Annotated in this window: 18 protein-coding genes and 1 tRNA gene; 7 read left to right on the plus strand and 12 right to left on the minus strand. The window is 71.8% G+C overall.

The genetic code is table 11. The features are described 5' to 3' along the window. Positions 1 to 17: 17 nt before the first annotated feature. Complete coding sequence (locus tag ACLBWJ_RS06270; RefSeq protein ID WP_447659910.1) at positions 18 to 1,469, minus strand: family 1 glycosylhydrolase; 1,452 nt, start codon at positions 1,467 to 1,469, stop codon at positions 18 to 20. Then, entirely contained in the window at positions 1,456 to 3,360 is a 1,905-nt protein-coding gene (locus tag ACLBWJ_RS06275; RefSeq protein ID WP_447659911.1) for a beta-glucoside-specific PTS transporter subunit IIABC, read from the minus strand. Before ACLBWJ_RS06275 ends, ACLBWJ_RS06270 begins: the two co-directional genes overlap by 14 nt. A 220-nt stretch (positions 3,361 to 3,580) precedes the next feature. Between ACLBWJ_RS06275 and ACLBWJ_RS06280 the strand changes: the two genes are divergently transcribed. The 4 genes from ACLBWJ_RS06280 (at position 3,581) to ACLBWJ_RS06295 (ending at position 7,328) form a co-directional block, all read left to right on the plus strand. Further along, positions 3,581 to 4,273 carry an SDR family oxidoreductase gene (locus tag ACLBWJ_RS06280; protein ID WP_447659912.1) on the plus strand — a complete coding sequence of 231 codons (693 nt, stop codon included), beginning with the start codon at positions 3,581 to 3,583 and terminating at the stop codon, positions 4,271 to 4,273. 79 nt (positions 4,274 to 4,352) lie between these two features. After that, positions 4,353 to 5,741 (plus strand): glycosyltransferase, encoded by a 1,389-nt coding sequence (locus ACLBWJ_RS06285; protein WP_323987249.1) that lies wholly within the window; start codon positions 4,353 to 4,355, stop codon positions 5,739 to 5,741. An 85-nt stretch (positions 5,742 to 5,826) separates the two neighbouring features. Beyond that, on the plus strand, positions 5,827 to 6,129 hold the full coding sequence (locus ACLBWJ_RS06290; RefSeq protein ID WP_274178380.1) for a DUF7882 family protein: 303 nt from the start codon (positions 5,827 to 5,829) through the stop codon (positions 6,127 to 6,129). Beyond that, positions 6,126 to 7,328: a glycosyltransferase family 4 protein gene (locus tag ACLBWJ_RS06295; RefSeq protein ID WP_447659913.1), complete on the plus strand. Its 1,203-nt coding sequence runs from the start codon at positions 6,126 to 6,128 to the stop codon at positions 7,326 to 7,328. The genes ACLBWJ_RS06290 and ACLBWJ_RS06295 overlap by 4 nt, the downstream gene beginning before the upstream one ends. On the opposite strand, the gene ACLBWJ_RS06300 is transcribed toward ACLBWJ_RS06295, so the two are convergent. From ACLBWJ_RS06300 to ACLBWJ_RS06315, 4 genes are read right to left on the minus strand one after another with little or no spacing between them, the layout of a single operon-like run. Next, positions 7,288 to 8,085 (minus strand): glycosyltransferase family 2 protein, encoded by a 798-nt coding sequence (locus tag ACLBWJ_RS06300; protein ID WP_274178378.1) that lies wholly within the window; start codon positions 8,083 to 8,085, stop codon positions 7,288 to 7,290. The genes ACLBWJ_RS06295 and ACLBWJ_RS06300 overlap by 41 nt on opposite strands. Next, a complete protein-coding gene (locus ACLBWJ_RS06305; RefSeq protein WP_282502063.1) occupies positions 8,082 to 9,092 on the minus strand; it encodes a glycosyltransferase in 1,011 nt (336 codons plus the stop codon). The genes ACLBWJ_RS06300 and ACLBWJ_RS06305 overlap by 4 nt, the downstream gene beginning before the upstream one ends. Beyond that, the gene (locus ACLBWJ_RS06310; RefSeq protein WP_447659914.1) at positions 9,089 to 10,207 is read right to left on the minus strand and encodes a glycosyltransferase; all 1,119 of its coding nucleotides are present in this window, start codon (positions 10,205 to 10,207) and stop codon (positions 9,089 to 9,091) included. The genes ACLBWJ_RS06305 and ACLBWJ_RS06310 overlap by 4 nt, the downstream gene beginning before the upstream one ends. Next, a complete protein-coding gene (locus tag ACLBWJ_RS06315) occupies positions 10,204 to 11,331 on the minus strand; it encodes a glycosyltransferase (protein WP_447659915.1) in 1,128 nt (375 codons plus the stop codon). The genes ACLBWJ_RS06310 and ACLBWJ_RS06315 overlap by 4 nt, the downstream gene beginning before the upstream one ends. Positions 11,332 to 11,446: 115 nt before the next feature. Here ACLBWJ_RS06315 and ACLBWJ_RS06320 point away from each other — a divergent pair, with 115 nt between their 5' ends. Beyond that, a complete protein-coding gene (locus tag ACLBWJ_RS06320) occupies positions 11,447 to 12,505 on the plus strand; it encodes a hypothetical protein (RefSeq protein WP_447659916.1) in 1,059 nt (352 codons plus the stop codon). Next, entirely contained in the window at positions 12,502 to 13,779 is a 1,278-nt protein-coding gene (locus ACLBWJ_RS06325) for a glycosyltransferase family 2 protein (RefSeq protein WP_447659917.1), read from the plus strand. Before ACLBWJ_RS06320 ends, ACLBWJ_RS06325 begins: the two co-directional genes overlap by 4 nt. A gap of 7 nt (positions 13,780 to 13,786) precedes the next feature. On the opposite strand, the gene ACLBWJ_RS06330 is transcribed toward ACLBWJ_RS06325, so the two are convergent. The 3 genes from ACLBWJ_RS06330 to ACLBWJ_RS06340 form a co-directional block, all read right to left on the minus strand. Next, positions 13,787 to 14,419: a flavodoxin family protein gene (locus ACLBWJ_RS06330; RefSeq protein ID WP_282502058.1), complete on the minus strand. Its 633-nt coding sequence runs from the start codon at positions 14,417 to 14,419 to the stop codon at positions 13,787 to 13,789. Positions 14,420 to 14,491: 72 nt separating this feature from the next. After that, entirely contained in the window at positions 14,492 to 15,466 is a 975-nt protein-coding gene (locus ACLBWJ_RS06335) for a squalene cyclase (RefSeq protein ID WP_447659918.1), read from the minus strand. Positions 15,467 to 15,485: 19 nt separating this feature from the next. Continuing rightward, positions 15,486 to 17,540 carry a beta-galactosidase gene (locus tag ACLBWJ_RS06340; protein ID WP_447659919.1) on the minus strand — a complete coding sequence of 685 codons (2,055 nt, stop codon included), beginning with the start codon at positions 17,538 to 17,540 and terminating at the stop codon, positions 15,486 to 15,488. Positions 17,541 to 17,602: 62 nt separating this feature from the next. Between ACLBWJ_RS06340 and ACLBWJ_RS06345 the strand changes: the two genes are divergently transcribed. Further along, positions 17,603 to 18,199 (plus strand): TetR/AcrR family transcriptional regulator, encoded by a 597-nt coding sequence (locus tag ACLBWJ_RS06345; RefSeq protein ID WP_323987240.1) that lies wholly within the window; start codon positions 17,603 to 17,605, stop codon positions 18,197 to 18,199. 108 nt (positions 18,200 to 18,307) lie between these two features. On the opposite strand, the gene ACLBWJ_RS06350 is transcribed toward ACLBWJ_RS06345, so the two are convergent. From ACLBWJ_RS06350 to ACLBWJ_RS06360, 3 genes are all read right to left on the minus strand, one after another. Continuing rightward, a complete protein-coding gene (locus tag ACLBWJ_RS06350; protein ID WP_323987239.1) occupies positions 18,308 to 19,114 on the minus strand; it encodes a sugar nucleotide-binding protein in 807 nt (268 codons plus the stop codon). Between the two features lie 119 nt (positions 19,115 to 19,233). Beyond that, positions 19,234 to 19,325 (minus strand) — tRNA-Ser (locus ACLBWJ_RS06355). Between the two features lie 92 nt (positions 19,326 to 19,417). Further along, the gene (locus tag ACLBWJ_RS06360) at positions 19,418 to 20,728 is read right to left on the minus strand and encodes an LCP family protein (protein WP_274178366.1); all 1,311 of its coding nucleotides are present in this window, start codon (positions 20,726 to 20,728) and stop codon (positions 19,418 to 19,420) included. Positions 20,729 to 20,866: the final 138 nt, after the last annotated feature.

Consider the following 20,866-nt stretch of genomic DNA (forward strand, 5'->3'; position numbering starts at 1 on the left):
CTCGTGGAGCAGGAGGGTCACCCGAGATCTGCGCCGTTCGTGGCGATCACCCGCTGGTACCACCAGAACGAATCCTTGCGCCGACGCTCACCGCTGCCCTGACCGAGATCGTCGAGGTCGACGTGAATGAAACCGTATCGCTTCGAGATCTGCGACGACGACGCACTGATGATGTCGATCGGCGCCCAGCTGGTGTAGCCCATCAGCTCGACGCCCTCGTCGACGGCCCGGATCATCTCGCGGAAGTGGGCCCGGAAGTAGTCGATGCGGTAGGGGTCGTGGATGCGGCCGTCGGCGGTCAGCTCATCGCGCATGCCCAGCCCGTTCTCGACGATGAACAGCGGCTTGCCGTAGCGGTCGTACAGATCGATGAGCGAGATCCGCAGCCCGACCGGGTCGATCTGCCAGCCCCACTCGCTGGACTCGAGGTAGGGGTTCTTGACTCCGAGCACCGTGTTCCCCGGGGTCCGCTCGGCATCGGGGTCGACGGACTCGGCGAGGGTCATGTAATACGACAGCGAGATGAAATCGACGGGGTGCTCGCGCAGCAGCTCGGCATCCCCCTCGGCGAACGGGATCTCGACGCCCTGTCGCGCGAGCGCGTTCAGGGCGAGGCGGGGGTAGGCGCCGCCGGCCTGGACATCCGTGCAGAGGTAGAGCAGCCGGTCCTTCGCCTGGGTCGCGGCGATGTCGTCGGGGTGGCACGTCAGCGGGTAGGTCTTCAGCATGGTCAGCATGCAGCCCATCTGCGACTCGGGCCACATCTCGTGCAGCATCCGCGTCACCGAGGCCGAGGCCACGAACTGGTGATGAAGGGCGGTGTAGCAGGCCTGCAGGATGCTGCCTTCGACGGTCTCCTCGATGATGCCGCCCGAAGTGAGCGGATGCCGCACGATGCCGTCGATTTCGTTGAACGACAGCCACAGCTTGACCAGGTGCCCGAAGCGCTCGAAGCACGTGCGGGCGAAGCGCTCGAACAGGGCGATCGTGCCGCGATCGACCCAGCAGTTGTTCTTCAGGGCGAGGGCGAGCGGCGGGTCGTAGTGCGAGAGCGTGACGAGCGGTTCGATGCCCAGCCGCCGCATCTCGGTGAACAGCCCCTCGTAGAAGGCGATGCCGTCCTCGTTGGGTTCGGTCTCCTCGCCCGTCGGGTACAGCCGCGTCCACGCGATCGACACGCGCAGCACCGTGAACCCCATCTCGGCGAACAGGGCGAGATCCTCGGGATACCGGTGGTAGAAGTCGATGCCGCGGCGCTTGGGGTAATACGTCTCGTCATCATCGGCCATGGCGGCGGTGATGCTCTCGACCGTGTGCGCGTGATGGATCGCGTATTCGCGGGGGTCGACGTTCGGACGATACTTCGCGATGTCCGAGACGGCCGGACCGCGGCCGCCCTCGCGCCACGCGCCCTCGGCTTGATTGGCGGCGAGCGCGCCGCCCCACAGGAACGAATCAGACAGTGCCACGAGCGGCCTCCTTGGTACGAGCGGTGAAGATGCCGGTGCCCGCCTCGACGGGCCCGGTGAGGGCTTCGACGACCTCGAACGCGTCGCCGTTGAGGACGACGACCGGGGTGATCGTGTCGAAGCCGGCGAGGTGGATCGCCTCGAGGTCGGCCTCGAGGATCAGCTGCCCGCGTTCGACGCGATCGCCCTGCGCGACGTGGGCGACGAAGGGAGCTCCGTCGAGCTTGACCGTGTCGAGCCCGACGTGGACGAGGATCTCGACGCCGTCGTCGCCGGTGATGCCGAAGGCGTGCTTCGAGGGCAGCAGGCTCGAGACCACTCCCGACAGCGGCGCGTACACGGCGCCCGCACTGGGGCGGATCGCGACGCCGTCGCCGAGGATGCCGCCGCCGAAGACCGGGTCGTCGACGCGGTCGAGCGGGACGACCTCGCCCGCGACGGGGGCGACGAGGCGGCCGTCGCCGACCGGGTTGGGCGCGATCCCGCCCGCCGGGCCGGTCTGAGCCTCGAGGGCGCGGATCGTGCCCGAGTCGGAGTCCTTCCAGATGACGAGCGCGACGACGAAGGCGGTCGCGAAGGCGACGAGCGCCCCGATGACGGCATGGATGAGGTTCCACGGGTTGAGCACGTCGATGAACATCGAGATGCTCGCAGCCCCCGGGCTGACGAGCGCGAAGGCGCCCACGGCGGCGATGCCCAGGTAGACGCCGCCGGTCAGCGAGCCGGCGATCACCGCGAACAGCGCACGGCGGTTCTGCAGCGTCACGCCGTAGAGCGCGGGCTCGGTGATGCCGAAGAACGCGGAGATGCCCGACGAGATGGCCGTGCCGCGCAGAGTCTTGTTGCGGGTGCGGATAGCGACGGCCAGGCTCGAGCCCGATTCGGCGATGTTGTGGGCGAGCGAGGCCACGAGGTAGAAGGGGTCACGCCCCTGCTGTGCAACGGTGGCGATCGTGGGCGGGATGAACGCCTTGTGCATTCCCACCGAGATGATGAAGGGGAGCACGGCTGCCAGCAGCGCGATAGCGACCCAGCCGAGCGTGCCGTACAGCCAGAGCATCCCGCCGGTGAGCAGCGATCCGAGGCCGTAACCGAGGGGCCCGAGGGCGAAGATCATGATCGGCGAGACCACGATGAAGCACAGCAGCGGCACGAAGAAGGTGCGGATGGGCCCGGGCGTGATCTTCGTCGCCAGCTTCTCGACGGGCCACAGCAGCAGCACCGCGAGGATCGGCGGGAAGACCTGGGCGTTGTAGGAGATCGCGGGGATGGCGAGGCCGAAGAGCGCGACACCGCCCTCCTGCGTCAGCAGACCGGAGAACGTCGGGAACACCAAGAGCCCGACGATGCCGAGAGCCAGCGGGATGTTGACGCCCAGCTTCTTCGCGGCAGTGTAGGTCACCAGCAGCGGCAGGAAGAAGAACACCGCGTCGGGGATCGCCGAGAGCACCTGGTAGCTGGGGTCGGTCGTCTGCATCCACCCGAGCGCCGAGGCGAGGATCAGGAACGACTTGAAGATGCCCGCGCCGGCGATGGCCGGGATGATCGGGGTGAACACCGCGACGACGAAGTCCATGACCGCCGAGCCCGCGCGCTTCCATGTCAGCTTCGGACGGGTCTCCCCCGCCGCACGTGCCGCCGCACGCCCGCCGCGCAGCTTCTCGATCTCGGTGAAGTAGTCGCCCACCTTCGACCCGACGATGATCTGGGTCTGCGGACCGCGCACGACGCCGATGACGCCGGGCACCGCCTTCAGAGCCGCCTCATCGGCGCGGGCGTCGTCGACGAGATTGAATCGGAGCCGCGTCGAGCAGTGCTGCAGGGCGGCGATGTTCTCGGGTCCGCCGACGTGCTCGAGGATCGCGCCCGCGGCGTCCTTCGTGGTGGTCATCTTCGTTTTCCTCCTGTGGAATCCCGGACCGTGCCGCCGGAGCGGCTCCGCTCCGGCCCCGGTCGGAGGCAATAAAAAAAGGACCCGACCGCCGTGCGATGCACGTACGTTCGGATCCTGCCTGCATGACCAGTCACATGTCCGAGATGATCGTCGCACGTTCCACGGCGGCACGCAAACGAGCACGGCGGGGCCGTCGCGCGGATGCGACGATGGGTGCATGACGCAGACGCATCTCATCACGGGCGCGGGCTCGGGCATCGGACTCGCGATCTCGCGCCGGCTTGCCGACCGTGGCGACCGGCTCGTGCTCCTCGGCCGGAACGAAGCCCGCGCGGCCGAGCTCGCGGAGCTCCTCCCGGACGCCGTCGGCGTCGCCGCGGACCTGCGCGAGCCCGCGGCCCTCGCCGGCGCGCTCGCGGACCGGCTGCCGGAGGCGATCGACACCGTCATCCACGGCGCGGGCGTCGTCGAGCTGGGTCCTGTTGCCGAGCTGCCCGTCGCCGCATGGACCGATCAGCTCACCGTCAACCTCATCGCCGCCGCCGAGCTCACCCGCCTCGCTCTGCCCGCGGTACGGGCCGCGCGCGGTCAGATCCTGTTCGTCAACTCCGGCGCCGGCCTCACGGCGCACCCGGCGTGGAGCGCCTACGCCGCGTCGAAGCACGGACTCAAGGCCCTCGCCGACGCGCTGCGCGGCGAGGAGGCCGCCCACGGCGTCCGCGTGACGACGGTCTACCCGGGGCGGACCGCCACGCCGATGCAGGCGGAGGTGCACCGCCAGGAGGGCCGCAACTACGACCCCGCCGCCTTCATCGATCCCGAGTCGGTCGCGACGACCGTGCTCGCCGCCCTCGACCTGCCACGAGACGCCCTGGTCCCGGACGTGTCCGTGCGTCCCGGCCCCCGGTGACGTCGACGTGGCCGGCTCCGACCTTCCTCCCGGGCGTCACCTCGCACTGACCTGGGGCATCGCCGTTCCCTACGGGGGCATGACCACCGCCCTGCTCGATCGCAGCCGCCTCTTCGCCGAGGCCGGAACTCCGGTCGACGTGCTCACCCTCGACGACCGCGCGTTCCCCCTGCCGCCGGTCACCGACCCCGACGCCACGACGCCCGTGACGATTCGCAACCTCTACGACTGGCCACGGACCGGCGGCGTGCATCCCGGCACGGGGCTCCCCGACGCACCGCCCGCGCTCGATCCCGCGGACGACGGCGTCATCATCGATGAGGCGAACGACGTCATCCTCCGCCGCCTGCGGCTCGGCGCCGACGGCAAACCGGTGGACATCGACCACCTCCGCCCCGATGGCACGATCGCGCTGTCGGAACGACGGGTCGGCGCCCGGGGCCGCCTCCTCCTGGCCCGCGACGCCGACGGCCGACCGGTCCGCGCCTGGCGCCGACGCTACGACTTCTACGCCGACTGGCTCGACCACCTCGTGGGCGACGGCGAGGCGTTCCTCATCGTCGACAGCAAAACCGTTGCGCCCTTCGCGGCGGGATACCGGCGACGCCGGGTCACGACCGTGCACGTCATCCATGGCTCGCACCGGGGGCCGAAACCGGGCTCGGTGCGAGCATCGCGCCAGGCGGTGTTCTCGCGACTGACCGATTTCGACGCCGTCGCATTCGCCACCGACGCCCAGGCCGCCGACGTGAGGGCGATCGTGGGGCCGCGCCCGTTCCTGGCGAGCGTCGCCCACCCGGTCTCGCTCATCGACGCCGCGACCCTGCCGACGGAGGCCGCGCGAACCGGCGCCGTCGTCATCGCCCGGCTCGAAGCGATCAAGCGGGTGGAGGATGCCGTCGCGGCGGTGCGCCTCGTGCACAGCGACGACGGACCGCGCGTCCCCCTCGACATCTACGGCACGGGTTCTCGCGCCGCCGAGCTCGCCGTCCTCGCCGAGGACGACGACGCGATCCGCTTCCACGGGCACACCGACGAGCCGGCAGCGGCCATGGCCACCGCCAGCGTCCTTCTGCTCACGAGCAGATCGGAGGCGTTCGGTCTGGTCCTCCTCGAGGCGATGGCCGCGGGCTGCCTCCCCATCGCCTACGACATCGCCTACGGACCGGCCGAGCTGATCCGCCACGGCGAGAACGGATGGCTCGTCGCGGACGGCGACGTCGGCGCCCTCGCGGACGCCGTGCGAGCCGCGGTCGAGCTCGACCCCGTCCGGCGGGCCGCGATGCGGGAGAACGCCCGAGCGACCGCATCCGAGTACAGCGACGCGCGCATCCGCCGCCGCTGGGCGAGCATCTTGCGCGCGGCTCGCCGCCGGGGGCGCACCCGCGGCGGACTGCGCCGGTTGTCGGCGGCGGCGCGTCGCGTCGTCGGCGACGTGCGACGACGACTGCACCGCTCCACCCGCTAGCCCGCCGTCCGCCAGCTCGTCAAGGGGCACTCGCAACAGCGGGCCCCTGGTGCACCCTGTCGTGGCACGAGGGGAGAGCGCCGCGATGGGAGAACTGCGATACGGGTCGGGCCTCATCCCCGTCGCCATGCCCGACGACATCCTCGCCCACCTCCAGCTCGTGGTCGCCGCCAAGCTCGGCGCAGGCGAAGGGTTCACGGTGAGCTGGAGACACAGCGACGGACAGGGGCGCAGCACGCTGTGGCTCGAGCGGTCGATCCCCCTCCGGTTCGACTTCGCGTCGCCTCATCCCGTCGCCACCGATCCGCGGCGGGTGCGGGCGATGCTCACCGAGGCCGCCGCGGTCACCGGGCTCTCCCTCGGCACGCTTCCGCTCGAGGCCTCATGACCGACCTGCTCACCTCGCGGGCCGAGACGCGCTGGCTCGTCGCGAGTCCCGAATACGCCGGCGTCACCGCCTACACCGGCGGAATCGGCCGTCACTACGCCGCGCTGCTCCCGGCCCTGGCCCGCCAGGGGGTCGCCGTCGACCTCGCGCTCGAGACGAGGGACGATCTCGTGTCCGACGACCCGGGCGACGGGGTCAGGCTGGTCGACGGCGGCGTGCGTCGCGCCTACCGCGCTCATCACCATGACGTCGTCTTCGCTCCCGAGTGGGGTGGCCTGGCCGCGCCGCTCCCCCGCACGGCACCCCTGCTGACGAATCTGGCGACCGGCGTCCGCCTCGCCGACCAGGTGTCCGGGCTCACGCCGGGAGACCTGCCGATCGGGCAGCGGCTCGCCCGCCTGCGGCAAGCGTCGGCGGAACGGCATCAGCTGTACCGGTCCGCCGGTCTCATCGCCATCTCGCGGGCGATGCTCGAGCGCACCAGCGACCTGTACCCGGGCCTGCCGCCGGCTCGCGTCGTCCGCAACTGCATCGACGTCGACGCGGTCGCGGCCGCAGCGACGCGCGCGGCCGCACCCGACGGCTGGCCCGACGATGACGCGCCGGTCGTGCTCTTCCTCGGCCGTTCCGAGCGACGGAAGGGCGTCGAGGACGCTTTCGCGGCGTTCCGGCTCGTGCATGACGACGTGCCGGGCGCGCGCCTCGTCCTCGCCGGCGCGGGTGGGGATGCCCGGTACGAGCCGACGCGCGCCGCACTCCTCGAGATGCTGCCGCCGACGGCGCGCGACCGCGTGATCTGGCTCGGGCACGTGCCGGGCGAGGAGCTCTACGGAGCGATCTCACGAGCGGATGTCGTCATCTGCCCCTCTCGCTGGGAAGGCTTCGGCAACGTCGCCCTCGAGGTCAAGGCGATCGGCACGCCGCTCGTGGTGACTTCCGGCAGCGGATACGACGACTTCTGCACCGACGGCCAGGACTGCCAGAGCGTGCCGCCCGCCGACCCGGAACGTCTTGCCGCCGCGATCACCGTCGCCGTGCGGCATCCCGCGTGGGCACGAACACTCGCCGAGCATGCGCGCGCACAGGTCGCCGATTTCGCCCCCGACCCCGTGGCCCGCGACCTGCTCGCTGCCGCGGCCGAGTTGCTCGCCGGCGCGGTCAGACCGAGGCTCGACGCCAGCCGTCGTCCTCGCGGGTGATCGCTCCGGCTCGCTCGAAGGCCTCCAGCCAGCCCGTCATGGGCCACTCGCCCCACTTCTCAGCGAAGAGGGCGCCGTTGCGCAGGATGTCGTCGAGGTGCTGCCAGGGCGGCGACGAGGTCTCGTGATGCTGGTGATAGGCGTCGGCGCCGCCGACCCAGATCATCGGGACGCCGGCGCGACGCAGGGAGAACGCGAAGTCGGTGTCCTCTCCCCCGTAGCCCTCGTACCGCTCGTCGAACCCGCCGACGGACCGCCACACGGCGATCGTGGTCGCGAACGAGAGCGACCAGAACAGCGGGTACTCCGCGGGCTCGGCACGTTGCAGGGTGCCGGCGGGCGGAGCCGGGCGCGCCGCGTGGGGCGCAGTGGCCGCGCGGAGGGACGCCGCGTCGAGCGCGGCCCTCGCGGGCAGATACGTCACCGGCCCGCACAGGACCGCATCGGGGTGCTGGGTCGCCGCGTCACGGTAGCGATCGACGAGCTCGGGCCCGGGGACGCAATCGGCGTCGAGAAAGACGAGCAGGCGCGCCCCGAGCGCCTCGGCTGCACGGGCGCCGGCGTTTCGCGCCGCCGCGAGCCGCAGACCGGCCGCCCCCGGGGGAACGCGCACCACGGACTCGGCGTCGAGGAGGGGCGCATCGTCGTCGCCGATCCAGACGACGACCCGCGGCACACCCGCCGTCGCGCGCAGCTGATTGCGCAGGTGCTCGAGGCGCGGTGCCGAGCAGAGCGTCACGATCGCCATGTCGCTCATGCACCGGCTCCCGCCGCCGCTTCGGCACGGATGATCTCCGCCGCGCGCTGCGCCGCTCCGTCGGCGCGCCACGCGGTCCATCCCTCGCCGCAGGCCGAGGCCTGGTCGAGCAGATCCGGCCAGCGCGCCGGCTCGGGCCACCGGGGCACGGCGACGGCGAGGCCCGACCGCCCGAGCGCCAGGGCGGTCGCCCGCTGCTCGGAGAACGGACGTTCCTGCGGGATGACGATCGCAGGTGCGCCCGCGGCGGCGAGATCGGCGACCGCGTTCTGACCGCACCACGACACGACGACGGCTGCCGTCGTCAACGCATCCCAGGGGTCGGCGGCCCACGCTCCGGAACCGGCGCCGAGCACACGCCACGGACGCCCCGACGCGCGCTCCGCGGCCGCGATGTCGTCGGCCGAGACGTCGGCGCCACCGCCGCCGCCGAGCAGGACGACCTCGTCGCCGCGCGGCTGCGCGGGCCGACGACGACCGGCGAACCGCGAAATCCCGCCGACGAACGCGACGCGGTCACCGAGCGAGGTCAGGTGCTCGGGAGCATAGATCTCCTCCGGCCAGGGCGCGATGACCCGCCGCGCCGCGGCATAAGCCAGCCGGTGCGGCTCGTCCGTGCGGTCACCGGGCTGCGTGATGATCACCACGGGCACGCCGAGGAGCCGGACGAACAACGTCACCTCGGCCGAGACGTCGACGACGAACGCGTCGATGTCGCCCGCCCCGACCGCTGCGGCGATGACCGCGAACCGCGAACGGTGGCCGACGTGGTGCAACGGAGCCCAGTGGAGCAGGCCGCCCGCCGTCGGGTCATCGGCGGGGACGGCCGGTGCGGGCACGTCATCGCGGGAGAGCTCGACCCACGAGACGTTCGCGGGCAGCTCGGCGGGAGCGGGCATCGAGCTGAAACAGACGACGTCGACATCGAGGTGGGGCGCGATGGCGAGCATACGGGTCAGGTGGCCGCGACCATGATGGTGCACGTACCAGCCGATGCGCCCCGTCATGCCGGCAGCTCGGCGGGCGCCGCGCGCGTGCTCAGCGACGCGAAGATCTCCTCGAGCGCACTCGTTCGCGCGTCGAGCGAGAACCGCTCCACCGCCCGCCCCCGGACCGCGCGACGGAAGCGCGGATCACGGGCCTGCGGCCAGATCTCCGCCACGGCATCCGCCATCGCGGCGACGTCTCCGGCGCCCACGAGGCGCATCCCGACGGAGGCCGCCGCGATCTCGGGCACGCCGCCCACCGCGAAGCCGACGACGGGCGTCCCGCACATGAGGGCTTCCGGACCGACGAGCCCGAACGGCTCGGCCCACGCGGGAGTCGCGAGCGCGACGGCCGACCGACCGACGAGCGCGGCGAGTTCGTGAGGGGTGAGCTCACCGGCCAGCGTGACGTCGTGGCCGAGCAGCGGGCCGAGCACGTCGTCGGCGTACGCGCGGTCGCCGACACGACCGGCGATCGTGAGCCGTCGCCCGAGCGATCGGGCGACGGCCACGGCCAGGTGCGGGGCCTTCTCGGGAACGATGCGGCCGAACCAGACGAGGTCGTCGCCGCCCGGCCCTGCGGTCCAGACGCGGGGGTCGACGCCGTTGGCAAGCAGGGTCGAGGCGACACCCGCGTGCTGCCACTCCCGACGCGTGTGCTCGCTGACCGAGAGGAACGTGCTGCCCCGGCCCGCCGCGGCACGGTGGGCCCGCACGAAGTCATCGTCGACGGGCGTATGCAGGGTCGTCACCATCGGCACGTCCAGCTGCGGTGCGAGCTGCAGCGGGAGGGCGTGCAGGCAGTGGTTCGAGATCACGTCGAAGTCCGCGGCCCGCGCGCCGATCGTCTCGAGGGCGCGCCGGAGCATCGGCACGCTGAGGGTTTCGTAGGCGGGCGGATACGTCTTGTCGGTGCGCACCGCGTCGGCGTCCCAGCCCAGCTCGGGCATCTCCCAGATGCTGCCGGGCTCGACGTGGTCCGACCCGGTCACCGCGACGACGGTCACCTCGTGGCCTCGGGCGCGCAGAGCCTCGGCCTCCGACCACACGGCGGCCTCGAGCCCGCCGGCGTGAGGCCTCCGGATCGGAAACCGGAGCGGCGCGATGACCGCGATGCGCAGCGGACGCCCCGTCACGAGGCACGCTCGCTGCGAAGACGGCGGTACAGCGCGGCATGCGCTTGCGCCGTCCCGGCATCCTGCTCGCGGCGACTGTCGCGACGCGCCTCGATGAGATCGGCCCGCGCGACCGAACCGGGACGGGCCGCCTCGTCGCACGACAGCAGCGTGCGCAATGAAGCGGTGAGCGTCTCCACATCGCCCGGGTGGAAGCTCGCGATCGAGTCGTCGTCATGCTGATCGGCGAAGTGGCCGACATCGGGGACGGCGACGGGGACGCCGAGGTCCCAGCAGAGCTCGAGCCAGCCGGAATGACTGCCGAAGCGGTAGGGCAGCACGCAGACGTCGAGTCCGCCGAGCGCCGTGTTCAGCGCGGCGTCGGGAAGTCGGCCCTGCTCGACGAGGACCGCGTAAGGGTGGCCGGCCACGGCCGCCCGCACCTCGTCGCGGGCGTCGTGATCGCGGACCGACCGGTGCATGCGGATCTCGGCGACAGCGTGATGGCCCTCATCGCGGAGGCGCTCGACCGCGGCGATCAGCGTTCGCGCGCTGGTCGGCCCATCGGTGCCGGGGCGGAGGTCCTTCAGGTGCATTCCGATCCGCAGCTCTTCGCTCACCGCGACGACCGACGGGGTCTCGCCCTCGCGCAGGATGGCGGGATGCGGCAGCACGACCGCCTCGCGTCCCCAGCGCTCGCGCACCTCGGCTGCGGCGCCTGCGGTGAGCGTCACGAGAGCGTCGACGCGCGGAATGAGCTCGTCGAGCTGGGCGGCGTACGGACCCTGGTCCGCGAGCTGGGGGTGAGTCAGATCGTGGACGGTGAAGACGACCGCCCAACCGGCGGCATGGGCCGCGTCGATGCACGCCGTCAGATGGCCCGCGGGGAAAGACTCGGTGCCGAAGTGCACGTGCAGGATGTCGGCACGATCGGCGTGCTGACGAATCCAGTCGGGGTCGAGGGCGACGGGTGGCCACCACACGCCTTCGGCCGCGCCAGCCACCGGCGGGTCGGGCAGAAGCTCGATGCCCGCGGCGTGCGTGACACGCTGCACGTAGGGATGCCCGGCGGGCACCGCGACGACGCGCACGTCGGGCGCACCGGACATCTCGTCCAGGGGCGCACTGGCGGTGACGATGGTCACGGTCCTCCTTGCTGAAACCGCCGAAACGGGGGCGATCCGAGTCGGACGCTAGCCGAGCGGGACGCCCGGCGCCTCGCACTTGCGCGAACCACAGGCGACCGGTAACGATGACCGGATGCCCGTCGACACCCCTCCCCTGTGCCTCGTCTGGGGTCCTGCCGGACACGGAGTGACCGACTACGGCTCCGACGTCGCCGCCGCCGCGCACCGTCTCGACCCGGCCGTGCGCGCCGCCGCCGTGACCGACCTCAGCGCCGCGCTGACAGCGGTCGCTCCCGGCGAGCCCGTGCATCTGCACGCGACCGACCGCCTGCTCGGAGCGAGCCTGGAGGATGCCGCCGACGCGGTCGAAACGCTCTCGCGCGCCTGCCGGCTGACCCTGACACTGCACGATCTGCCGCAGCCGTCAGACGGCACGAAGTACGACCGCCGGGTCGCCGCCTATCGCCGTTTCTTCGCCGCCGCCGACGCCGTGGCCGTCAACAGCGAGCACGAGCGGCTGCTCGTGTCGGAGCACCTCGGCGACGACCTGCGGCCCGAGGTGATCCCGCTCGGAACCCGGCTCGCCCGCGCTCCTGAGCCGGGTCCCGCCGACGCCCCGGACCGACCCGGCGCCTCCGCCGACCTCATCGTGCTCATCGCGGGGTTCGTGTACCCCGGAAAGGGGCACGAGCCGGCCCTGCGCGCCGCCACCGCGGCAGTGAACGCGCTGCGTACGTCGGGCCGACCGGTCGGCGAAGCGGTCGTCCGCGCTCTGGGTGCCGCCTCGCCGGGCCACGAAAGCGACGTCGCGACGCTCCAACGCTTGGCCGCCGACGTCGGCGGCCGCTTCGAGATCACCGGATTCCTCGACGACGGCGAGTTCGCCCGGCGGCTGCGCGAGCCGGGCATCCCGGTCGCCGCGCACGAGCACGTGTCGGCTTCGCGATCGATGCTCGACTGGATCGAAGCCGGACGTCGTCCGCTCGTCGTCCGGTCGCGCTACAGCGACGAGATGGACGGCCTGCGCCCCGGGACGACGGTTCTCTTCGACCCGGCGGAGCTGACCGACCGCCTCGCCGAGGCGTGGGAGGACCCGGCCTCGACTCGTCTGGCCCCCGGGCATCCCCTGCGTCCCGACCTGGCCGACGTCGCTGGGTCGTACCTGAACTGGTGGCGCGGGATGTCGCGATGAGCTCGGGCCCACTGCCCGGCGAAGCCCTACCCGGCAACCGGTGGGACCTTCTCGACGGCCGATGGCCCGAACAGCCGCCGACCGTCTCGGTGATCGTCGCCCACTACCGCCAGCCCGAACAGCTCGCTCGGACGCTCGCCGCGCTGCGGTCGCAGGATCACCCGGCCGACCGGCTGCAGATCATCGTCGCGGACGATGGCTCGCCCGAGTCGCCCTCCGTTCCGGACGGGGTCGAGCTCGTCCGCCACGAGGACCGGGGCTTCCGGCTCGCGGCCGTCCGCAACCTCGGTGCCGCGGCGGCTCGCGGAGATGTCCTCGTGTTCCTCGATGCCGATACGGCCCCCGAGCCCGCCTTCATCCGCGAGCTGACCCGGCTGCCCGCACTCGCGCCGGACTGCGTCACGGTCGGGCGGCGCCGGCACGCAGACCTGCGCGGCGTCGACGCCGCCCGGCTCGCCGAAGAGGCGGCGCACACGGCCCTGCCCGAGCCGGAATGGCTCGCGGCGGAGTATCGCCGAACCGCGAACCTGCTCCGCGCTGACGACCGCAGCTATCGCCACGTCATCGGGGCTGTCATCGCGTGCTCGCGGGTGCTGTTCGACGCGACGGGAGGCTTCGACGAGTCGTTCACGTCGTATGGCGGGGAGGACTGGGAATGGACCTATCGCGCGTGGCTGCGCGGCGCGCTGCTCGCCCATGTGCCCGCAGCCGTGGCGTGGCACGACGGACCGGATGCCGCCGGACGCGATGAAGGCGCGGTGGCGCGCCGCAACGCGGAGACCATCCGGCTCAGCGACCTCATTCCCGTCGCCGGTTCCGCCGGCCGGGGCCTGCGGCCCACCCACCCCGACATCGCGATCACCGCGCCGCCGCGCGCGAGCGACGGGCAGCGGTTCCTCGCCATCGACAGCGTGCTCGCGGCTCTGGGGCCGGCTGCGGGGCGCGCCGCCGTGCTTCCGGAGGAATCCGAGCCGGATCCCGCGTTCGATCGCGTCCGGATCATCATCGAGCTGCTCCGCCCGGTCCGCATCGACGCCGACGACGACGTCCTCACCGCCGCACTGGCTCGCGTCGACGGCGAAGGCCTCGGCGAGCTGACCCTGTGCTCCCCCGACAGCGAGCCCCTCCTGCGGGTCATCTCGGTGCGCGCCCGCGCGCGGAGCGACCGCTGGCGCCGTGGGGATCTCTTCCCGACCGCGTCGGTGACGACGCGTGCGATCCGCGTCGTCACCGACGAGCCCGATCTCGCCGCCTACCTGGGCGGCTGGGGCTGACCCGGGCTCACTCCGCCGGGTAGCGGGCGGCGCGCAGCACGCGCGCGAGATGCGCCGCATTGCGTGCGAGAGTGGCGGTCGTCGAGGCGACCGGGTCGGGGGTCTTCTCCAGATCCTTGAAGTCGACGGTCTGCATCGCCTCGCCGTTCCAATACGTGCCGCCCTGTGCGGGGATCGTGAACCCGACGTCGTTCAGCCCCTGGAAGAGGTCGGCGGTGGCCTTGTGCGCGCCGTCCTCGTTGCCGACCACGGCCACCACGGCGACGCGGTCGAAGAGGATCGGCCGACCGGCGTCGTCCGTCTCGGAGAGTTCGGCGTCGAGGCGCTCGAGCACGCGCTGCGCGAGGCTCGAGGCGTGTCCCATCCAGATGGGCGTCCCGACGACGAGGATGTCGGCGGCGAGGATCTGCTCTCGAACGGAGGGCCACTCGTCTCCGTCCCCCATGTCGGTCTCGACGCCCGGCGCGATGTTCAGGTCGGCGATGCGCACCTGCGTGCCCGAGGCGCCGTGCTCGGCGAGGGCGTCGAGCACCTGCTGCAGCATGAGCTGCGTGCTCGACTCCGCAGGCGCGGGCTTCAGCGTGCAGTTGAGGGCGACGACCCGGAGCGGGGCATCGGAAGCGGGCATGTCTGTCGTCATGGCGAGTCCTTTCGTCTGCCGCCATCGTCGGCGACGCCCCGCGGTGGGCGACAGGCTGTTGACAGCGCGGCGTCAGGCCGGAACAGCGGCGTCCCACCACCGCAGCACGCGCAGGGCGATCATGGTCAGCCAGGGCGACGGCTCGCCCGCGGCGACATCGATGTCGAACCAGACGCGTCCCGCCAGCGGCTCGCCCTGATGCCATGTCCCGTCGGCGGCGCGAGCGTTCCGGACCATGTCGATCGCCTCCGCCAGCCGCGGGTCGGGTGCGGCGGTTTCGAGAAGCGCGGCCGCGCGGAAATGATCGAGGGCGGCGAGCGCGCTGTAGCGGTGGCGGTTGGGGTAGACGAACTCCGTCACGAAGTCGCCGACGGGCTCGCCGGTCGAGGCGCGGAAGGCCAGCCGGCGCGACAGCAGGTACTCCTCCCCGCGGTGCCGGCTCTCGCGGAGGGCCCGGTCGCCCGTGATCTGCTCCCAGGCGAGCATGCCGCGCAGTGCGTTGAGAGTCGAGTGGAACGACCCGCGCACCGATCGTCCTTCCTCCGCCTCGCAGTTCCACCCGCCATCGGCCAGCTGATGCTCACGGAACCACCGCGCCAGGCCGCTCATGTCGACACCGAGCCAGGCGCCCGTCGCGAGCGTGTACGAGTTGATGCACACGTCGATCTCGCCGTCCCAGTACGGCAGGTCGTCGTATTCCCAGCGGCTGTTGCGTCGCAGCCGTTCCGCGGTGTCGCCGAGGACGGCGGCATCCAGACCCCACTCCCGCAGATCCTTCAGGGTCCAGGTGGTCGCCGTCCAGGGCTGTCCCGGCGCGCGGGCCTCCGCGCTGTCGAAGAACCCCGCCGGGAAGTACGCGCCACCCTCCCACTGACCGTCGTCGCCCTGCTCCCGCAGGAGGCGTGCGCCGTTGCCCTCTGTCGCGACGCGAGCCCGCGTGGCCTGCCACACGGACGGCGGAGCGTCGGCGAGATCACGCTCCACCTGCCAGCGCAGCGACGGGTCGGTGTCCAGAAGCCACGCCAGCGTGCCGTCCGTGTCGGTCATGCGGTCATTGTCGCGCGGCTCAGCCCTCCTGCGCGAGCACCGCGACACCGCGCGGGGCGATCGCGACGGCATCCGCGGAACCTCGCTCGGCGGCACCCGCGATCAGGTCGCCCGCTGCGGCCACCACCACCTCGGCGTCGGTGCGGTTCGCGAGGAACACGAAGCGCCCACCCTCGTGGCGGCGGATGATCACGTCGACGTCGCCGTCGGCCGCGAGGGGGTCTGCCGCGAGCGCCGGGATGTCGCTGGCCAGGCGCCGCACGACGTCCGCGGCACCGGCGCGACCGATCGCAGCCGACACGTACGTCGCGCTGCCTCCGCTGCCCTGGCCGCTTCGGCGTCGGGTCACGGCCGGGGCGCCGTCGAGGTCGCCGCTGGCATAGGCGTCGAGCACCTCGACATCGGGTTCGACGCGCGCGATGCGCTCGCTCCAGTCGCGGACGACCGTGCCGGAGGCGAGGGATGCCGTCTCCCCCGGCAGCATCGGCACGAACTCCTCGATCGTGATGCCGAGCAGGTCGCGCAGCGCGCCAGGGTACCCGCCGAGCCACACCCGGTCGTTCTCGTCGACCACACCCGAGAAGTACGTCGTCACGAGGTGCCCGCCACCGGCGACGAAGGCGGTCAGGCGCTCGCGCAGCGCCGCCGGCACGACGTGGAGCATCGGCGCGACGACCACCTCGTAGTCACCGAGGTCGGCCGCGACGGGCACGACGTCGACGCGCACGCCGAGGTCGAGGAGCGCTCGGTACCACAGCAGCGTCTCGTCGTCGTAGGCGGGCGACTCGGAGGGGTGCGAGTCGCGTCCGCTGACCCACCACGACTCGTAGTCGAACACGAGCGCCACGCGCGCCCGCTCGCGCCGGCTGCCGGTGACCGGCGCCAGGTCGCGCAGCTGCGAGCCGAGGTCGACCACATCGCGGAACACCCGACTCTCGGCGCCGGCGTGCGGGACCATGCCGGAGTGGTAGCGCTCACCCCCGGCGCGGGACTGCCGCCACTGGAAGTAGCAGACCGCGTCCGCCCCGTGCCCGACATGGGTCAGGGCGTCGCGGACCAGCTCGCCGGGCCGCTTGGGCGGATTCACGGCGCGCCAGTTCACCGCGCTCGGCGCGTGCTCCATGAGGAACCACGGCCGGCCGCCGGCGATGTTGCCCGTGAGGTTCGACCAGAACGACAGGTCGTCGCGCCCGAGCTCGCCCGGGCGCAGGTAGTGGTCGTTCGACACGAAGTCGACGTCGCCGACCCACGAGGGGTAGTCGATGTCGCGGACGTTCTGGGCGACCATGAAGTTCGTCGTGCGCGGGATGCCGGGCGTCACCTCGGCGAGCACCGCGTTCTCGGCGCGCAGGTGGTCGCGCACGGCATCCGACGAGAAGCGCTCGAAGTCGAGCTGCTGTCCGGGGTTGCGCTGCGTCGGAGCGGCACGCGGGGGCAGGATCTCGTCCCACTCCTCGTAGTGCTGCGACCAGAACGCCGTGCCCCAGGCCTCGTTGAGCGCGTCGAGGGTCGTGTAGCGCGCCTGCAGCCACACCCGGAAGGCCCGGGCGGCGTCATCCGAGAAGTCGTAGAGGTTGTGGCAGCCGAGCTCGTTCGAGATGTGCCAGGCGACGAGAGCAGGGTGATCGGCGTAGCGCTCGGCGAGCGCACGCGTCAGCCGCAGCGCGTACTCGCGGAAGACCGGCGACGTCGGCCGCCAGTGCTGACGCGACCCCGGCCAGAGGGTCGTTCCGTCGATCGTCTGCGGCAGGATCTCGGGATGCCGCTTCGCGAGCCACGGCGGCGGGGACGCGGTCGCCGTGGCGAGGTCGACGTCGATGCCGTTGGCGTGCAGCAGATCGATGATCTCGTCGAGCCAGCCGAAGTCCCACTCGCCCGGGCGCGGCTCGAGCAGCGCCCAGGAGAAGATGCCGAGCGAGACGATGTTGACGCCGGCCTCGCGCATGAGCCGGACGTCCTCGTCCCACACCTCGCGCGGCCACTGCTCGGGGTTGTAGTCGGCGCCGTAGCGCATCCGTCCCGGGCCGAGCGCCCCGTCCTTCACCCAGCGGTAGGTCGTGTCATCCGTAGCCATGCGATCAGCGTAGACCGAAACACGTGCAGATGCACGGGATTGATGTGTTCTACGCTCGGGTCATGCCACCCGACGCCCCTCACCCCCGCGGGCCGTACGCGAAGAGCGCGGCCCGGCGTGCGGAGATCGTGGCGTCGGCGACCGTCGTGTTCGGCACCCACGGCTACCGCGGCGGGTCGCTCCGGCAGATCGCCAAGCAGCTCGATCTGAGCCTGACCACCGTGATGCACCACTTCCCCACGAAGGTCTCGCTGCTGGCGGCCGTCCTCGAGCAGGAGGATGCCGCCGACACCGACTTCCCCGCGCGCGCAGCCCGCGACGGGTTCATCCCGAGCGTGCTGGCGATCGTCGAGCGCAACCTCGCCCGGCGCGAGCTCGTGCGCATGTTCTCGATCGTGTCGGCCGAGGCGACGCACCCCGAGCACGAGGCGCACGCGTGGCTGCTCGAGCGCTACCGCGCGGTCACCGAGACGTACGCCGCGGCCATCGCCGACGATCGCGCCCGCGGCCGACTCGATGCGGACGACGACCCTCGAGCCCTGGCCGACCTCGTGATCAGCGGGTGGGAGGGCATCCAGATCCGCTGGCTGACCGACGACACCGACCCCGTCGCCGCGATGCGCCTGCTGCTCGTCGGCCTGCTGCGGCCCCGCGCCTGAGCCGATACATTCGTCGGACTGGCGGGGCTGATGTGGCCTCGGCGCCCGCTGCAGGCGACACCAGCATCACCGATCCGACGACTGTATCGCCGCTTCCGGGTTCGGCGATCAGCCTCGATCGGCGATCATGCGACCGTAACCCTCGACGAACGTCGGGAACGTCAAGTCGAGCATCGCCGCGAGGCGCGAGCCGTCGAGCACCTTGCCGCGGTCGGCGTCGGGGTCGACCTCCGTGCGCGGCGGAGCGTCGACCCCGAGGCGATCCGCGATGAACTCGACCACCTCGCCGAGGGTCGCGGGTCGCCGATCGACGCCGTGCAGAAGCGCGGGCGGCGCGTCCGCGTCGAGCAGCTGCGCGATCGCGCGCACGAGGTCGACCTCGTGGATGCGGTTGGTGCGACGCTCGTAGTCGACCGGCTCACCCGCAAGCACCTGCCGGATCAGCCGCTCACGTCCGGGGCCGTAGATCCCGGCGGGCCGCACGACGATCGCGTCGAACATCTCGCGGGCCGCATGCTCGCCGTCGACGAGCTGTTCGCCGCGCGTGCTCGTCGGCCGGGGCTCGTCGTCCTCGTCGAGGGGACGCTCCGGATCACACCCCTCGAAGACCCGCGTCGACGACACGAAGACGGAGCGCTCGGGCGGTTTCGGCAGCGCGCGAGCGATCCGCTCCAGCGCGGCGCGGTAGAAGCCGGGGTCATCCCCCGGCGGAAGCGTGACGACCATCGCGTCGACCGCGGGCAACGTCGTGTCGAGGGGCGCTGCCAGATCGGCGACGATCGGCGTGAACGCGGGCCGGATGCCGCCGGCGCTCCGCCGGATCGCGACGACCTCCTGCCCCGCATCGACGAGACTCTCGCCGAGGCGAGTGGCGACCTTGCCGGATCCGACCAGGAGCGTACGTCGAGCAGTCATGCCCCCATCTTCCCAGGGCGCGCCCGGGCCGGGGCCGGGGCCGGGGCCGGGGAGCCAGGAGACCTCGCCTGGAGATACAGCCGACGCGAAGAAGCCCCGGCGGACCGGGGCTTCTTTCGTGGCGGAGACGGAGGGATTTGAACCCTCGGTCCCCTTACGGGGACTCCACCTTAGCAGGGTGGTGCACTAGGCCTGACTATGCGACGTCTCCACGGCATCCGACGCGAGACGGCGCGGATGCACCCGGCAATCATAGCCCGGACTGCCTCAGGCTCCGAATCGAGGGCCGGAGAGCACCCCGGCTCACCGGGAGCTGACGGTACAGGTGACCTGCGCCGCCGTCTGGCCCGTGACCGACTCCGGCAGCACGACCGGTCCGCCCGCCTCGGGCGCGTCCGTCGCGGGCGCGTCCGGCGTCGCCGCCGGGTCGGCGGGCGCTGTGGAATCGGTCGGAGCGGGCGTGGGAGGAGCCGCCTCGCCGACGACCTCGGTGCCGTAGCCGTCACTCGTCGACCCGCTCAGCTGCACCGGCTGGTTCGCGGCGAGCGCGTCGAACAGCACCTTGGCGGCGCTCTCGACCGGCTGCACACGTGATCCGCCGTTGACGTAGGCCGTGGGGTACTGCACGAACACGATGTCCTCGTAGGGCACGCTGCGCATGGCGAGGGCGATCTGTACCATCCGCTGCGGGCTCGACAGCGACGAGCTCAGCTTGATCTGCCCGCTGGCGACCTGGTCGACGGCGGTGGTGGCGAGATTGAGCAGCGCCGTGGGGTTTCCGAGCACCCCGTCGGACTGCAGCTTGCGCACCATCGAGCTCATGAACTGCTGCTGGTTCGAGATCCGGCCGAGGTCGGATCCGTCGCCGATCGCGTACCGCGTGCGGAGGAACTGCAGCGCTTCCGTGCCCTGGAGGGTGTGGTTGCCCTTAGTCAGGCTCAGCCCCGTGTGAGAGTCGTTGACGTCATCCGACACGCAGACGTCGACGCCGCCGATCGCGTCGGACATGTTGATGACGCCGGTCCAGCGGGTCGCGGCGGCGAATTGGATGTCGATCCCGGTCAGCTCTTCGATCGTGCTGACGGAGCACGCGAGACCGCCGTACATGTACGAGACGTTGAGCATCTGCGCACTCATCGCCGAGTACTGGGTGCCGTCCTCACCGGTGCAGGCGGGGATGGGAACGATCATGTCGCGCGGGAACGAGATGACCGTCACGCGCCGCGGCTCGTCGCTGATGTGCACGAGCATCGTCACATCGTTGCGCTCACCGTCGGTGTCCTTCGCCTGGCAGGCGGACGAGAGCTCGGCGTTCGCGCCCTCGCACGAGTCGGTGCCGACCACGAGCATGTTCACGCCGCCCTCGATCTCGCCGATCGTCGGGGGGAGCTGCGAGTCGTCGTCGCCGATCGAGACGCCGGCATCGGCCACAACCTGCGTGGCGTTCCACACGTAGAAGCCGCCGACGGCGACACCGCTCACGACCACGACGGCGACCATGACGCCGAGCACCGCCAGGATCTGGGTCAGCGGGTTCGGCGACCGCAGCTGGCCGTGCCGGGCGACGGGACGACGACGGCGCCGCGACGCCTTCGCATCGGAACGTGCGCTCACGGGTGTCCTCTCGACGAGCCGGCGAGGAGTGCGTTCGGGTGCGCGCTCTTCGCGTCGCGCAGGCACTCCCGGTGACCGACTCATCATAGGGACGGATGTCTGGAAAGTCCGTGAGCGCCCCGGACATGCGAGGCGGTG

The sequence above is a fragment of the Microbacterium sp. M4A5_1d genome (assembly GCF_053345465.1).

Excerpts from the sequence above, each read along its gene's own strand:
- ACLBWJ_RS06300 (WP_274178378.1), bottom strand. The coding sequence starts at position 8,085 with ATGAGCGACATGGCGATCGTGACGCTCTGCTCGGCACCGCGCCTCGAG.
- ACLBWJ_RS06325 (WP_447659917.1), top strand. The coding sequence starts at position 12,502 with ATGAGCTCGGGCCCACTGCCCGGCGAAGCCCTACCCGGCAACCGGTGG.
- ACLBWJ_RS06295 (WP_447659913.1), top strand. The coding sequence starts at position 6,126 with ATGACCGACCTGCTCACCTCGCGGGCCGAGACGCGCTGGCTCGTCGCG.
- ACLBWJ_RS06305 (WP_282502063.1), bottom strand. The coding sequence starts at position 9,092 with ATGACGGGGCGCATCGGCTGGTACGTGCACCATCATGGTCGCGGCCAC.
- ACLBWJ_RS06335 (WP_447659918.1), bottom strand. The coding sequence starts at position 15,466 with ATGACCGACACGGACGGCACGCTGGCGTGGCTTCTGGACACCGACCCG.
- ACLBWJ_RS06345 (WP_323987240.1), top strand. The coding sequence starts at position 17,603 with ATGCCACCCGACGCCCCTCACCCCCGCGGGCCGTACGCGAAGAGCGCG.
- ACLBWJ_RS06350 (WP_323987239.1), bottom strand. The coding sequence starts at position 19,114 with ATGACTGCTCGACGTACGCTCCTGGTCGGATCCGGCAAGGTCGCCACT.
- ACLBWJ_RS06280 (WP_447659912.1), top strand. The coding sequence starts at position 3,581 with ATGACGCAGACGCATCTCATCACGGGCGCGGGCTCGGGCATCGGACTC.
- ACLBWJ_RS06285 (WP_323987249.1), top strand. The coding sequence starts at position 4,353 with ATGACCACCGCCCTGCTCGATCGCAGCCGCCTCTTCGCCGAGGCCGGA.
- ACLBWJ_RS06340 (WP_447659919.1), bottom strand. The coding sequence starts at position 17,540 with ATGGCTACGGATGACACGACCTACCGCTGGGTGAAGGACGGGGCGCTC.
- ACLBWJ_RS06330 (WP_282502058.1), bottom strand. The coding sequence starts at position 14,419 with ATGACGACAGACATGCCCGCTTCCGATGCCCCGCTCCGGGTCGTCGCC.
- ACLBWJ_RS06320 (WP_447659916.1), top strand. The coding sequence starts at position 11,447 with ATGCCCGTCGACACCCCTCCCCTGTGCCTCGTCTGGGGTCCTGCCGGA.
- ACLBWJ_RS06290 (WP_274178380.1), top strand. The coding sequence starts at position 5,827 with ATGGGAGAACTGCGATACGGGTCGGGCCTCATCCCCGTCGCCATGCCC.
- ACLBWJ_RS06275 (WP_447659911.1), bottom strand. The coding sequence starts at position 3,360 with ATGACCACCACGAAGGACGCCGCGGGCGCGATCCTCGAGCACGTCGGC.